The organism is Streptomyces cucumeris (assembly GCF_024295805.1).
Taxonomy (GTDB): Bacteria; Actinomycetota; Actinomycetes; order Streptomycetales; family Streptomycetaceae; genus Streptomyces; species Streptomyces cucumeris.
Genome location: NZ_JANCLX010000013.1, coordinates 64500 through 79165, shown reverse-complemented (window position 1 = coordinate 79165; position 14666 = coordinate 64500). Strand labels below are relative to the sequence as shown.

General features: G+C 75.3%; 7 protein-coding genes. 4 read left to right on the top strand and 3 right to left on the bottom strand.

Features of this window, described 5'->3' with window-relative positions:
- The gene (locus NMK44_RS20290; protein ID WP_254745097.1) at positions 1-1446 is read left to right on the top strand and encodes an NAD(P)/FAD-dependent oxidoreductase; all 1446 of its coding nucleotides are present in this window, start codon (positions 1-3) and stop codon (positions 1444-1446) included.
- Positions 1447-1459: 13 nt separating this feature from the next.
- On the opposite strand, the gene NMK44_RS20285 is transcribed toward NMK44_RS20290, so the two are convergent.
- Together NMK44_RS20285 and gabT are read right to left on the bottom strand one after the other, a co-directional pair.
- Positions 1460-2410 carry a phosphatase PAP2 family protein gene (locus NMK44_RS20285; protein ID WP_254745095.1) on the bottom strand — a complete coding sequence of 317 codons (951 nt, stop codon included), beginning with the start codon at positions 2408-2410 and terminating at the stop codon, positions 1460-1462.
- A 102-nt stretch (positions 2411-2512) separates the two neighbouring features.
- Complete coding sequence (gene gabT, locus NMK44_RS20280) at positions 2513-3862, bottom strand: 4-aminobutyrate--2-oxoglutarate transaminase (RefSeq protein ID WP_254745093.1); 1350 nt, start codon at positions 3860-3862, stop codon at positions 2513-2515.
- Between the two features lie 340 nt (positions 3863-4202).
- On the opposite strand from gabT, the gene NMK44_RS20275 reads away from it, so the two are divergent.
- From NMK44_RS20275 to NMK44_RS20265, 3 genes are all read left to right on the top strand, one after another.
- Entirely contained in the window at positions 4203-6410 is a 2208-nt protein-coding gene (locus NMK44_RS20275; RefSeq protein ID WP_254745091.1) for an ATP-binding protein, read from the top strand.
- Positions 6411-6657: 247 nt separating this feature from the next.
- Positions 6658-8448 (top strand): PucR family transcriptional regulator, encoded by a 1791-nt coding sequence (locus NMK44_RS20270; RefSeq protein WP_254745089.1) that lies wholly within the window; start codon positions 6658-6660, stop codon positions 8446-8448.
- Between the two features lie 159 nt (positions 8449-8607).
- Positions 8608-10068 (top strand): aldehyde dehydrogenase family protein, encoded by a 1461-nt coding sequence (locus tag NMK44_RS20265; protein ID WP_254745087.1) that lies wholly within the window; start codon positions 8608-8610, stop codon positions 10066-10068.
- Positions 10069-10139: 71 nt separating this feature from the next.
- Here NMK44_RS20265 and NMK44_RS20260 read toward each other — a convergent pair whose 3' ends face one another.
- Positions 10140-14516, bottom strand: coding sequence for a CHAT domain-containing protein (locus NMK44_RS20260; RefSeq protein WP_254745086.1), 4377 nt, complete (start codon positions 14514-14516; stop codon positions 10140-10142).
- Positions 14517-14666 lie beyond the last annotated feature (150 nt).

Below are 14666 nucleotides of genomic sequence, written 5' to 3'. Positions count from 1 at the left end.
ATGGCCGCTGACGCCATGACGCGCTCTGCCGGGGGCAGCACCCCCGGACCGTCCGCCCTGGAATCGCTGGCCGACGCCGCGTACACCCCGTACTGGCTGGAGGACCCCGGCCGGCCCCGGGCCCGTCCCGCCCTCGTCGGGGAGGAGACCTGTGATCTGCTGGTCATCGGCGGCGGCTACAGCGGACTGTGGACCGCCCTGATCGCCAAGGAGCGCGACCCCGCGCGGGACGTGGTCCTGCTGGAGGGCCAGGAGGTCGGCTGGGCCGCCTCCGGGCGCAACGGCGGCTTCTGCGCGGCCTCCCTCACCCACGGTCTGGGCAACGGACTGGCCCGCTGGCCCGGTGAGCAGGCCGAACTCGAACGGCTCGGCCACCAGAACCTCGACGAGATCGGGGCCGCCGTCAGCCGCTACGGCATCGACTGCGACTTCGAGCGCACCGGCGAGATCGACGTGGCCACCGAGCCCCACCAGATCGAGGAACTGCGCGAGACCGCCGAACTGGCCGCCCGGCTCGGCGTCGGCGAGCAGCAGTTCCTGGACCGCGACGCGGTACGCGCCGAGGTCGACTCACCGACCTTCCTCGCGGGTCTGTGGGACCGCCGGGGCGTGGCGATGGTGCACCCCGCCAAGCTGGCCTGGGGACTCAAGCGCGCCTGTATCGAGCTCGGCGTACGGATCTATGAGCACACCCCGGCCGAACGGCTGGCGGGCGCCGGGGCTGCCATGGCCGTGCGCACCCCCTACGGCCGGGTGCGCGCCCGTCAGGTGGCGCTCGCCACCAACGCCTTCCCCGCGCTGATGCGCCGCGTCCGCCCGTATGTCGTCCCCGTCTACGACCATGCGCTGATGACCGAGCCGCTCACCGAGGAGCAGCTCGACGCGATCGGCTGGAAGGGGCGGCAGGGGCTGAGCGACACCAACAACCACTTCCACTACTTCCGCATCACCGCCGACCACCGCATCCTGTGGGGCGGCTACGACATCATCTACCGCTACGGCGGCCGGGTACGCGCCGAGTACGACCACCACCCGGCGACCTACCGCACCCTCGCCCAGCACTTCTTCCGCTGCTTCCCGCAACTGGAGGGGTTGCGCTTCAGCCACGCCTGGGGCGGCGCGATCGACACCTGTTCGCGGTTCTCCGCGTTCTTCGGCAGCGCGCACGGTGGCCGGGTGGCGTACGCCCTCGGCTACACCGGTCTCGGTGTGGGGGCGACCCGGTTCGGCGCGGACGTGATGCTCGATCTGCTCGGCGGTGAAGACACCGAACGCACCCGGCTGGAGATGGTGCGCAGCAAGCCGCTGCCGTTCCCGCCGGAGCCGGTGCGCTGGGCGGGCATCGGGATCACCCAGTGGTCGATGACCCGGGCCGATGAGAACGGCGGCCGCCGGAACCTGTGGCTGAAGGCGATGGACAAGGTCGGGCTGGGCTTCGACAGCTGAGGTCCGTCCGGAGCTACGGGCCGGTGCGGGGCCGGGGCGCGGTGGGGGATCCACCGGGCTCCGGCCCCGCCGCCGTACCGTCCGCACGGCTGAGCCGGGCCACCGTCCACAGCAGAGCGCCGGTCAGACACCAGCCGGCGACCACATCGAGCGGCCAGTGGTACGCGCACCGGACCAGACCCACGCCCACCCCGGCGTTGAGGAGGGTGACGGCCGCGAAGAGGGCCCGCCGCTGCCTTTGTCCCTGCCCCTGCCCTTGTCCCGGGCGCGGGTACAGCAGGAGGGCCGCCGCGCCATAGGCGACGGCGGCCGTCGCGGTATGCCCGGAGGGGAAGAAGCCGCTCTCACCCGCCAGCGGTCCCGGCGGACCCGGGCGGTCGACCAGCGCCTTGAACGGGATGACCAGCGCCGGGACCAGGGCCATCGCCACCGTGGCGGCCAGTGCCGGGAGCCACCAGCGGACCGCCCCCATACGCCGGGCGCACCACAGTGACCACACCAGGGCCGCGCCGAGCACCGGGAGTGCCACCGCCGTATTGCCGAGGTCCGCGAGGAACCCGGCGACGGGGGAGGGGAACGGGGATCCGGCGATCGCCCGGCCGAGCCGCTCGTCCAGGGAGCGCAGCGGACCGTGGCGGACGATCTGCCAGGTGCACAGCGCGAGCAGGACGAGCAGCGCGGCGGGGACGAACAGCGCCCGGGACGGGAACGTCCGGGAGGAAGGTGTCCGGGAAGGAGGGAGAACAGTCGGCGGCCCCGGAACAGGGGGGGTGGTTCCGGGGCCGCCGTGGCGACCGGGGTGCCGCGCGCCCCGGGGGGTTTGGGGCGGGCGGCCATCCGATCGGTGAGGAGATCCGGAGCCCGAAGCTCCAGTGGTGTGCGCGAGGGCACGGCCGGGTCGGGGCTGGGGAAGCACCGGCTCGGCGTCGCCCGCAGTCCCCTGCGAGCGGGGTGTTTCTCTCATCTGCAATGACCGTACGGCAGCGGAGCCCCGCCCGACAGGCCGATCACCCTCCTGTCATCGGCCCCGCACATCTTCTTCACGCCGCCCGTCGCTCACCCACGGTCACAGCTCGCCGAAGGCGCTCTCGATGATGTCCAGACCCTCGTTGAGCAGCTCCTCGCCGATCACCAGCGGGGGCAGGAAACGCAGGACGTTGCCGTAGGTTCCGCAGGTCAGAACGACCAGGCCGGCGGCGTGGCACGCCTTGGCGACGGCGGCGGTCACCTCGGGGTCGGGGTCCTTGGTGCCGGACTTCACCAGCTCGATCGCGATCATCGCGCCACGCCCGCGGAGGTCGCCGATGATGTCGTACTTCTCCTGCATCGCGGAGAGGCGGCCCTTCATGACCTCCTCGATCCGCCGGGCCTTGGCGTTGAGGTCCTGCTCGCGCATGGTCTCGATCGAGCCGAGCGCGGCGGCGCAGGCCACCGGGTTACCGCCGTAGGTGCCGCCGAGGCCGCCGGCGTGCGCCGCGTCCATGATCTCGGCGCGGCCGGTGACGGCGGCGAGCGGCAGACCGCCCGCGATGCCCTTGGCGGTGGTGATCAGGTCCGGGACGACACCCTCGTCGTCACAGGCGAACCACTGGCCGGTGCGGCAGAAGCCGGTCTGGATCTCGTCCGCGACGAAGACGATGCCGTTGGCGCGGGCGAACTCCTGGATCCGGGGCAGGAAGCCCTTGGCGGGCTCGATGAAGCCGCCCTCGCCCGCGATCGGCTCGATGACGATCGCGGCCACGTTCTCCGCCCCGACCTGCTTGCTGATCATGTCGATGGCCTGTGCCGCGGCCTCCTCGGCGCAGTTCTCGGCACCGGTCAGCCAGCGGTAGGGGTAGGCCAGCGGTACGCGGTAGACCTCGGGCGCGAAGGGCCCGAAGCCGTGCTTGTACGGCATGTTCTTGGCGGTGAGCGCCATGGTGAGGTTGGTGCGGCCGTGGTAGCCGTGGTCGAAGACCACGACCGCCTGGCGCTTGGTGTACGCGCGGGCGATCTTCACCGCGTTCTCCACCGCCTCGGCGCCGGAGTTGAACAGCGCCGACTTCTTGGCGTGGTCGCCCGGGGTGAGCTCGGCCAGCTCCTCACAGACCTCCACATAGCCCTCGTAGGGCGTGACCATGAAACAGGTGTGGGTGAAGTCGGCAAGCTGCGCCGAGGCCCGGCGTACGACGGCCTCCGCGCTGGAGCCGACGGAGGTCACGGCGATACCGGAGCCGAAGTCGATGAGCGAGTTCCCGTCCACGTCCTCGATCACCCCGCCGCCCGCGCGCACGGTGAAGACCGGCAGCACGTTGCCGACCCCGTCGGCGACCGCGGCGGTCTTGCGGGCGAGCAGCTCCTGGGACTTCGGGCCGGGGATCGCGGTGACGACGCGGCGCTCCTGGGGGAGGGACGGGCCTCCGGACTGTGCGGTCATGAGGTGCTCCAGGGAGAGGAGGGGCAAGGGTGTGTCATGCCTCGATTATCAGAACTGCCGTAAATGCTTCACATGCCTGAAACGAAGGCAGTCGGTCGCTTCTTCGCAGGCTAGGCGCGCGGAAGCGGATCAGGCATGTTCCGTTCGGTAGCAGTACGCGTGTTGCGTTGTCCGCTGCGGCCATAGCGGCGGCCGTGGTGGGGGAGGGGCTCGGGTGCGGGACGGTACGGGTCGTACCGCCCCGTACCGCCCGGGGTCGCTGAACTCCCCGGGCGGGAACACTAGATTGAGCGGTGCGCATCAGCACAGGCACAGCCGGTCAGGGGGCAAGGGGCAGCACATGGACACCGAGGGCACGTTCGATCCACGCGGTACGCGGCGCGACGCGGTCCCACCCCCCACCCCCCCACACCCGTATCCGGTGCCGCCTGCGAGCCGCCCCGCGGGTCCTCCGCCGATGCCGCCTGCGCCGCCCGCCCCGCCTTCGACGCCTCCCGCCACGGTCCCGGCGGCCGCCGCACGTCCGTCCTTCGTCACCTGGCTGCGCGCCGCCCGCCCCGAGGCGGAGCCGGGGGTCTGGACGTACGGGCACAAGCCGAAGCCCCCGGAGGACCCTGACCGGATTCCCGGGCGCCGACTCCTCAGCGGCGCGTTGATCTCGGCTCTCTGCGGTTGGCTGGCCTGGTCATTGCTCTACAACGGCTATCTGGGGGGCTACTGGTACTGGCCGCTGTACCTCCTCACTCCAGATGCCTGGTACGAGCGCGGAGGACAGGTGATGGGGCCGGGCTGGTGGGCCCAGTACGGCTACGAAGCCCTCGTCGCTTGCGCCATCGCCGTCATCTTCGGCCGCGTCGGCCACTGGGGCGAAGTCTTCCGCCGTTATGTCGCCCCCCTCTTCCGCCGCGCCTGGGACGACCCCGGTGCCCAGCCGAGTGGTGCCGCCGCGCCGGGCGCCGCCCGTCCTGAGACCGATCCCGCCGAGTGGCCGCATCTGCGGGCGGCCGGGGCGCACAGTGCGGCCGACCGGCTGGCGGCCGAGGCGCGGGCCGGGGCGATGAACGACGTCGATCACGCCCGGATCGAGCGCGCCTGGCAGTCCGTGCGGGCCGGGAGGAACTCGCTCGCCGCCTTCACCGACACCGTGCTGCGCCACGGCGCCGCCGCCCACGGTCACCCCTCCGGCGCCCGTGACCTGCCCGCCCGCACCGCGCACCACGATCTCCTCGCCCACCAGGTCCGCATCGGCACCGCCCCCGAGGACCCCCGCAACCCCTACCACCACCGCGGCGCCGGCCTCGCCCTCGACCCCGATGTGCTCGGCACCTCGCTGCTCGCCGTCGGGCCGCCCGGTGCGGGGAAGACCGGGCGGCTGGTGCGGCCGGTCACGGAGTCGCTGTGTCTCCAGGCGCTCGCCGGGCAGACCGCCGTCGTCGCCGTGGGTCCCGCGGGTGCGGGGCTCGGCAGGGACGAGGCGTTCGACGTGGTCGTGAAGATCGGCCGCCCCGATTCCGCCTACGACTTCGACCTCTACGGCGGCACCACCGACCCCGACGAGGCAGCCGGCATCCTCGCCGAGGCCCTCATCGGCGACATGGCCGCCTCGCTTCCCGGCGGGGACAGCCGCCGGGCCGCCACCGCGCTGGCCCAGCTGCTCGGCCCCTACCGTGCCGCCCACGGGCGCTTCCCCTCCGTGCCCGAGCTGCGCGAATTGCTCGACGGTTCCAAGACCGCCGTCGGCGCGCTCCGTGACGCGCTCGACGCCGCCGGGGAGCGCGCCCAGGCGCGCGAGCTGGAGGCGCGGGTGCGTCAGTCGGGGGCGCCCGGTGACGCGGGCGCGCTGCTCGCCGACCGGATCGCGCTGCTGGACCGGCCCGCCTTCGCCGACTTCTTCGACACCGCGGGCGACCGCCGCCCGTTCTCGCTGCGCGCCCTCGAACATCCGCTGCGCGTCCGGATCGACCTCCCCGAACGCGGCCACGCCGAGGCGTCACGGATGCTGGCGCGGCTGGTGCTGGCGCAGTTCACCGAATGCGCCGTCGGCCGCGCCGACCGTTCGCTCTTCGCGTGTCTCGTCCTCGACGACGCCTCGCACACCATCACCCCCGAGGCGCTGCGCGGCATCCAGCGGCTCCGTTCCGCCAACGCCGGTGCCGTGCTCACCCTCCGCACCCTCGACGACGTCCCCGACGCCCTGCGCAGCGCGCTGCTCGGCGCCGTCGGCTGCCGGATGGCCTACGCCGGGGTGACGACCTGGGACGGGGCGCGGTTCGCCGAGGTGTGGGGCACGGAGTGGGTGGAGACGCGGGACGTCACCGACCGGCAGATCATCTCGGACGAGCCGTTCACCAAGGTCCTGCACTTCATCCGGAAGGTGGTCACGGGGAAGGCGGTGACCACCCAGTCCGTGACCGTGCGCAAGGTGGAGCGCGAGCGCTGGTCGGCGTCCGAGCTGGCGCACTCCGTCCCCGCCGGGCACGCGGTGCTGTCCGTCACCTCCGTACGGGGCCAGGGCGGGCCCCCCGTCCTGGTGGACCTCCGCCGCTGAGGCGGCTCCCGCCCCCGCCCCCGCCACCCCGCCCCCGCCGCGAGCCTGCGGCGGTCGGCTCCCGGCGGTCGGCCCCCGCCCGGGCCGGCCGCCGTCCCCGCCCCGCGCACGGCACGGTCCCGGTGTTCCACCCCCGTCCGCCCGCCGTACTCCGGACGCGGATTCCACCGATTCCTCCATTGAGGCAGAATCGGCAGTAGCCGTTCATACGGGGCGGTGAAGTCATCGCATTCGCTTCGAAGGTGCCATGCCTCCCACGCTCGCCTCCCTCGTCCACCACACCGCGCTCAAGCTGACCGTCCTCGCGGGTGAGGACCGGCTCGAGACACCCGTGCGCTGGGCCCATGTCAGCGAGCTCGCCGACCCCGTGCCCTATATGGACGGCGGTGAACTGCTGCTCATCACCGCCATGCAGCTCCGGGCCGAGGACCCGGAGGAGATGGGGCGCTATGTGCGGCGGCTGGTGGGCGCGGGCGTCGTCGGGCTCGGCTTCGCGATCGGGGTCAAGTACGACGAGGTGCCGCCCGCCCTGGTGGCCGCGGCCAAGGAGGAGGGGCTGCCGCTGCTGGCCGTACCGCGCCGCACCCCCTTCATCGCCATCAGCAAGGCCGTCTCGGCGGCGATAGCCGCGGACCAGTACCGGGCGGTGACCGCCGGGTTCGAGGCCCAGCGCGAGCTGACCCGCGCCGCCATCGGCGCGGAGGGGCCCGCCGCGCTGCTCGCCCGGCTCGCCTCCCACCTCGACGGCTGGGCGGCGCTCTACGACGCCTCCGGCTCCGTGGTCGCCGCCGCCCCCGACTGGGCCGCCCGCCGCGCCGCCCGGCTGACCGCCGACGTCGAGCGGCTGCGCGCCCGGCCCGCCCCCGCCAGTGTCGTGGTCGGCGGTGACGGCGCGGAGTCCGCTGCGGAGGCGGCCGTCTCGGACCGGGTGGAGCTCCAGACGCTGGGCACCGGGCGCCGTACCCGGGGCGTCCTCGCCGTCGGTACGGGAGCCCCGCTGGGCACCGCCGAGCGCTACGCCGTGCACTCCGCGGTGGCGCTGCTGACCCTGACCACCGAGCGGTCCCGCGCCCTCCAGGAGGCCGAGCAGCGCCTGGGCGCCGCCGTACTGCGGATGCTGCTCGCGGGCGAGCCCGACCATGCGCGGGCGGTGGCCGGGCGGCTGTACGGGAGTCTGCTCGACGCGCCGTTCCGGATGCTCGTCGCCGAGGCCGCGCCCGGTTCGTCCGGCTCCGCCGGTAGCGCCGCGTCCGGGGCCAAGGGCGCCACCGCGGGCACCGCCTCCTCCGCCGGTGGCACCGCCGCGCCGACCGCCGCCGGGGACGACGCCCCGGCCGAGCACCCCGCCGACACCGGAAGCACCCCCACCGCGGCGGGGCCGGCCGCCGCCGATCCGCTCGCCACCCTCGGCGACGCCATGGAGTCCGCCGCCGCCCGCAGCGGGGAGGCCGTGCTCGTCGTGCCCGACGGCGGACGGCTGATCGTGCTGGCCCCCGACGGCGGCGCCGCGGTCGCCGCGTGCGCGGAGCACGCCGGGGCGATCGAGAACCGCCGCGGCACCGCCACCCGCCCCCGCGAGCGCCTGGCCGCCACCGCCCCTGGCGACGACCTGGTCGTCGGGCTGTCCGCCCCCGCGGGCCCCATCGCCGCCGCGACCGCCTACCGCCAGGCGGAGCAGGCGCTGTCGGTGGCCCGCCGCCGCGGCCGGGTGCTGGTCGAGCATGAGCACGTCGCCGCCGGATCCGTCCTGCCGCTGCTCGCCGACGACGCCGTACGGGCCTTCGCCGACGGCATGCTGCGCGCCCTGCACGAACACGACGCCACCGGCCGCGGTGATCTCGTCGCCTCGCTGCGCGCCTGGCTCTCCCGCCACGGCCAGTGGGACGCGGCCGCCGCCGACCTCGGCGTCCACCGGCACACCCTGCGCTACCGGATGCGCCGGGTCGAGGAGATCCTCGGCCGGTCCCTGGACGACCCGGACGTCCGGATGGAGCTGTGGCTCGCCCTGAAGGCGACCTCCCCGGCCACCGCGCCCTGATCCACGGGCCCTGCCCCCGTCTCCTACCAGCCATAGCGGAGCGACCCCGCCCCCGACTGCTACGCCTCGGACAAACGCCCGGCGCGCCCCGCGCGCCTACGGTGGGGGCAGAGACATCCGCACCATCACCCCACCACTCCAGAAGGGTCGGGATCCGCCGTGCCAGACACAACCGAAGCTGTCACCCACGCGTTCTGGCTCGCCGGTCGCAAGGCGACGGGCGAGAGCACGCTCGAGGTCACGTCCCCCTGGGACGGCCGTCGCGTCGGCGCGGTGAGCGTTCCCACCGAGGCGCAGATCGAGGAGGCCGTCGCCGCGGCCGACGCCGTCCGGGACGAGTTCGCCGCGACGCCCGCCCACGTCCGGGCCGCCGCGCTGGACCACGTCTCCCGGCGGCTCGCCGAGCGCACCGAGGAGATCGCCCGGCTGATCTCCGCCGAGAACGGCAAGCCCATGAAGTGGGCGCGCGGCGAGGTCGGCCGCGCCGTGTCCGTCTTCCGCTTCGCGGCCGAGGAGGCCCGCCGCTTCAACGGCGGGGAGGCCCAGCGGCTGGACACCGACGCGGGCGGCGTCGGCCGTCTGGCGCTGACCCGCCGCTTCCCGCGCGGCACCGTGCTGGGCATCGCGCCGTTCAACTTCCCGCTGAACCTGTGCGCCCACAAGGTCGCCCCGGCCATCGCCGTCGGCGCGCCGATCATCCTCAAGCCCGCGCCCGCAACCCCGCTCTCCGCGATCGTGCTGGGCGAGCTGCTGGCCGAGACCGAGCTCCCGGCGGGGTCCTGGAGCGTGCTGCCGGTGCCCAACGACCAGATGCCCGCACTGGTCCAGGACGAGCGGCTGCCCATCATCTCCTTCACCGGTTCGGAGAAGGTCGGCTACGCCATCAAGGAGTCGGTGCCGCTCAAGCACTGCACGCTGGAGCTCGGCGGCAACGGTGCGGCGGTCGTCCTCGGCGACTACGCCTCCGAGAAGGACCTCGACTGGGCCGCCACCCGTATCGGCACCTTCTCCAACTACCAGGGCGGCCAGTCCTGCATCTCCGTGCAGCGGGTGATCGCGGACGCCTCCGTGTACGAGCGGCTGCTGCCGAAGATCATCGCGGCTGTCGAGGCCCAGGTCACCGGTGATCCGGCCGACGGCGCCACCGATGTCGGCCCGCTGGTCAGCGAGGAGGCCGCGCAGCGCGTCGAGGCATGGGTGGACGAGGCCGTCCAGGCCGGTGCCCAGCTCCTGACCGGCGGCAAGCGCGACGGCGCCAGCTACGCCCCGACGGTGCTGGCGGACGTCCCCGCGGACACCACCCTCGCGTGCGAGGAGGTCTTCGGCCCGGTCCTGACCCTCCAGCGGGCCGAGGGCGAGGAGGCGGCGTACGCGGCCGTCAACGCGTCCAAGTACGGCCTCCAGGCGGGTGTGTTCACCCATGATGTGCAGACCGCCTTCCGCGCCCACCGCGCGCTGGAGGTCGGCGGCGTGATCGTCGGCGATGTGCCCTCCTACCGCGCCGACCAGATGCCGTACGGCGGTGCCAAGCGGTCCGGTGTGGGCCGCGAGGGTGTGCGCTTCGCGATGGAGGACTACACCTACGAGCGGGTCATGGTCCTCACCGGGCTCGACCTCTAGGCCGGGTGACCCGTGCCCTCCGGATCTCCGTGGATCAGCGGAGATCCGGAGGGCACGGGCCCGCTCCGGGCTCAGGCGCCCACGTGGACGAACGCGGCCCACCGCGTGGGCTCCGCCGGGTACGCGTCGCGCAGCGCCCGTGCCGCGCCGTGCACCGCGCGGGCGGCCGCCGCGGTCCCGGCGGCGGTGAGTTCCGCGTAGCAGGTCTCCGCGGCCCGGGCCGACGCCGTGTCGCCCGGGTCCCACAGCGTCCCGATCACCTGCGCGTACCCGGCGAGGTGGAACGCCCCGGTCAGATGGACCGGTTCGGCGCCCGCGCCCCGCTCCGCGCGAGCCGTCACACCGCCCGCCAGATACGCCAGCCGTGCCTCGTCCAGGGGGAGTCCGGACAGATCGGCGGCGGTCAGCGGGCGCTCCCGGTGGTCGTGGAGCAGCACCCGCCCGGCCGTCGGCGTGCCGGGCTCGCTCACCGCCGAGCAGGCGAAATGCGCCCAGCGGTGCCGGGGCAGGGTGTCGAGCACCACGTCCCGGCGGGCCCGCGCACCGATCAGCACCCGGGTGGCGGGCAGCCGGCCGGTCAGCGCGGCGATCCCCTCCCGGCCGCCCGGCGGACCGGGCGCGTCCGGGGTGGCCGGAACGGCCACCACCAGCGGTTCCTCCGCCCCCGGCGGTTCATCGCCGCCGCGCCGGACCGCGCGGGCGAGCGCGTGGACGGTCGGGGCGTAGGAGGAGACCACCCGGTCCAGTACGGAGTCGGCCGCGCGGCCAGAGGCGTCGTGGCGCCCGGCCGCGTGCAGCGGCAGCCCGGTCAGCGGGCCGGTCGGAACCCACCACAGCCGCGGCGCGCCGTCCCTGGACCCCCGGGAGCGGCGGCCGGTGAGCCCCAGCGCGCCGAGCACCGGCTCGGCCACCGCCGTCCACAGCCACTCCAGCGTCTCCCGGACCCGCGCCCGCGCGGCGGTCCGGTCCGCCTCCGCCGCGCCGGTGTCCTCCGCCGTGCGCACGGCGGGGAAGAAGGCGTCGGCGCGCCGCACCGCCTCCGCCAGGTTCAGCGCGGGCAGTGGAACGGCCCGTACCGTGCGGCGGGTGAGCACCAGCGCGTCACAGCGCAGCTCGCTCACGTTCACGACCGCCACCGGACCCTGCCCGCCGCTGGCGGCCAGCAGCTCCGGTACCTCCGGCGCCCGCAGGAACCCCTCGAACCCCGGCTGCCGGCGGATCCGCTCGGTCAGCCGCTCCCACTCCGCCGCGAGCGCGTGCCGGTCCTCCCCGCCCGGACCGCACGGCGATGCGCCCGAGCGGTCCGCGACGCTTCCGGCGGAGCCGAGGACGGATTCCTCGGGGCGGTCCAGCGCCGTGCGCAGCTCCTCCAGACGGTGCGTCAGACCGGGGTGCTCCGCGCGCAGTTCCGGTGGTGCCGCCCCGATGCCGAGGCCCTGGCCCAGCAGCACCCCACGGCCCTGCTCCAGCAGCCGCAGCGCCCGCTCCGGATCACCGAGCCCGATCGCGCAGGCCGCCGCGTCCGACGCCAGCCCGGCGAACCCGTCCGGCCCCGGCTCCCCGGCGGACCGGACCCCGGGGTGCGGGGGCGCGGTACGCGGCAGCAGATCCACGGCGAGTGCGAACGGCTCCAGGGCGCCGGGGAGGTCGGCCGCCGCGAGCGCCGAGTGCGCCCAGCTCCGGGCGGCCCGCACCCGCGCGCCCACGGGGGCCGTGGCGTCCAGGGCCAGTTCGCGGTGGACGGCCTCGGCGGCGGCCCGGGCTCCCGGGGTGGTGCGCAGTCCCAGGGCGTGGGCGTGGAGGGTGAGCGCCTGGGCGCGCAGCCGGTGGCCCGGCGGCGCCGCCGCTGCCGCCGCGTCGGCGGCGGCGACCAGTGTCTCCAGCGCCTCCGTGTCCCGCCGCCGCTCGTGGTCCAGCCACAGCACCCGCGCCATCACGCTCAGCCGCTCGGGCCGGTCGGGATGGCCGGCCGGGGTGGCCTCCACGGCGCGCCGGGCGGCGTCCACCGCGGCCCACGGGTCCTCCGGCCGGGCGCCGGTGGTGCACCGCTGGTGCAGGGTGACGGCCAGCCGGCACTGGAGGTGCGCGTACGGCGGCCGGTCCGCGGGGACGGCCTCCAGCGCCTCCCACGCCAGCGCGACCGCCTCGTCCAGCGCCTCCGCCGCCCCCGCGCCGTTCAGCCCCGCCTGCTCGCGCAGCGTCTCGGCGAGCCGGGAGCGGGCGAGGGCCTGCCCCTCGACCTCGTCGGGTGCCGTGGCCAGTGCCTGACGGCAGATCCCGACGGCCTCGGCGAGCGCCGAGGCGTCGCGCTGGTGCAGAAAGACACCCAGCAGCCCCGCGGCGAACCCGGACAGCCGCTCCGGGCGGCGCGGATCCTCCGGCGCGGTCGCCGCCAGAGCGGCACGCGAGAGCTCGACGGCCGCCGTCAGATCCTCACCGTCCCCCGAGAGCCGCCAGCGCAGCCGCAGGACGTCGGACAGCCGGGCCCGCACGGCGGGCGCCTCGGGATCGTCCCGGGGGCTCATCGACAGCGCGTCCGCGAACAGGTCGACCGCGCGGTCCAGATCCCGGCGTTCACCGCTGCGTTCGTAGCGCGCCCGGGTGGCGGCGCCCAGTCCGCCGGCCGCCTCGACCCGCAGCAGGATGTCGGCCGAGGAGCGCAGGACGGATTCGAAGCCCGTCACCGCGGCCTCCAGGTCCGGCAGGGAACAGCCGCGTTCATACGCGGCGAGCCGGGCGGACGCGTCCCGTAGTACGGCGGCGGGCCCGGCGGGTGCCGAACGCCGCGGGCTCCGGGACCGCTGGGGGGAGCCGCGGCCCGAGTGCACCGCCTGCCGGACCCGGGCACAGTTGTCCAGCGCCTCCCGGGCCCGCTCCCGGGCCGGATGTCCGTCCGGGAACGCTTCCAGGGCGCGTTCGTAGACGTCGACGGCCTCGTCGAGCGCGGGCAGCTGGACGGTGACGATCGCGTACTGGAGCAGGGCTGCGCCCAGGTTGCTCAGGGCGACCGGACGGCGCGGATGGTCCGGAGGAGTGCCGCGCACCGCCGACCGTCCGGCCAGCACGGCCTCGTCGAGCACGGCGGGGTCCGGGTCCTGGCAGGCCCGGCGCAGCAGACAGTTGCCGAAGTCGGTCTGCAGACCGGCGTGTTCGGGGTGGGAGGGCGGTACGACGGACAGGCAGGTGCGGTACAGCGCGATGGCCTCGTCGATCACGGCGAGGTCGCCCGAGCGCCCGAACACCTCCTGGAGGGAGTTGGCGAGCCCGGACAGGTGCCGGGCGCGGTCGGGGTCCTCGCGGGAGGAGACGGCGACCGCGGCCCGTCCGGTCTCGACGGCCTCGGTCAGTGTCGCGGGGGAGCGGTCGCGTTCGTACGTCATGCGCAGCAGGACGCCGAGGGTGGAGAGGGCGAGGGCGTGGCGGTCGGTGCGCGCCGAGCCCCGGTAGGTCTGGACGGCGAGGCGGCCCATGTCCAGGGCGAGTTCCAGCAGCTGGGGATCGCCGGTCCGGGCGTAGGCCAGCCGCAGCCCGTCGGCGGAGGTGAGCGGATCACCGGGGTCGATGGTGACGGCGGGGTGCCCGGGGTCCGTGGGATGCCCGGGGTCCGTGGGGTCCGTTCCGGATCTCGCCGCGCGGTCGGGGTCGGGGGCAGGGCCGGTCGGCGGCCGTCGCGGCGGCTCCTGGCTCGTGGGCGGTTCCCCGGGGGCCCCTGACGGCGGGCGGTCCTCCCCTGCGGTGCGCACGGGGTCGTGATCGGGGCTCAGCGGGTCGCCCCGCTCCGCTGCCGCCGCCAGCAGCTCACGCGCCTCCTCGTCCCGGCCGAGGGCCCGCAGGGCGCCGGCGAGTCCGGCCAGCGCGTCCGGATCGCCCCCGGTCAGATACGCCCGCTCGAACCAGACGGCCGCCTCGCCGGGGTCGCCGCGCTCGTGGAGCGCGCGGCCGAGCCGGTACGCCGCGTCCGGGTCACCGGTCCCGGCCGCCTCGCGCAGCCGGCGCTCGCCGTCGGCCGGCGGCCGCCGCTCCGGCTCGCCGAGCAGCGCACCCAGCGTCCGCATGGCGTCCGTCGAGCCGTACCGCGCGGCGCGCTCGTACAGGGGCCGCGCCGCGCCGGGGTCGCCGAGCAGCCGGTGGTGCACGCCCGCGACCGTGCACAGCACCTCCGGGTCGTCGGTGTGGGCCGCCCGGGTCAGCCACCGCCGCGCTCCCTCGGCGTCCCCGCGCCGGGCCAGCCGCTGGCCGACATCGGCCTGGGCGCGCGCGTCCTCCGGGCCCGAGCAGCTCGCGGCGGCCCGGTGCGCGGGGCCACCGTCCTGGGGGCCGTCCCGGAGGCCGTACGGGGAGCCGCCGCCGGGGCGTGCCCAGGAGCTGTCCCGGGCCTCCGTCCCGCCGTTCTCCCGCTCCCCGCCCCACGGCGGACGGGACGGACAGAAAGGCTGATGTCCCCCCATGCGCGGCACCCCCCAGAGCGTGCGGATCTCCCCGGGTGAGTGTGGCAGGCGGCAGGTCGCACGGGGTGCGAATCGAGCCTGTGCGGGCGGGGTCCTAGGCGAAGCCCCAGGACCCGGACGGCGAACGGGGGTCCGGGACCCGGCCCGGCT

Coding starts and splice junctions, on each gene's coding strand:
- NMK44_RS20290 (WP_254745097.1), top strand. CDS start 1: ATGGCCGCTGACGCCATGACGCGCTCTGCCGGGGGCAGCACCCCCGGA.
- NMK44_RS20285 (WP_254745095.1), bottom strand. CDS start 2,410: ATGAGAGAAACACCCCGCTCGCAGGGGACTGCGGGCGACGCCGAGCCG.
- gabT (WP_254745093.1), bottom strand. CDS start 3,862: ATGACCGCACAGTCCGGAGGCCCGTCCCTCCCCCAGGAGCGCCGCGTC.
- NMK44_RS20275 (WP_254745091.1), top strand. CDS start 4,203: ATGGACACCGAGGGCACGTTCGATCCACGCGGTACGCGGCGCGACGCG.
- NMK44_RS20270 (WP_254745089.1), top strand. CDS start 6,658: ATGCCTCCCACGCTCGCCTCCCTCGTCCACCACACCGCGCTCAAGCTG.
- NMK44_RS20260 (WP_254745086.1), bottom strand. CDS start 14,516: ATGGGGGGACATCAGCCTTTCTGTCCGTCCCGTCCGCCGTGGGGCGGG.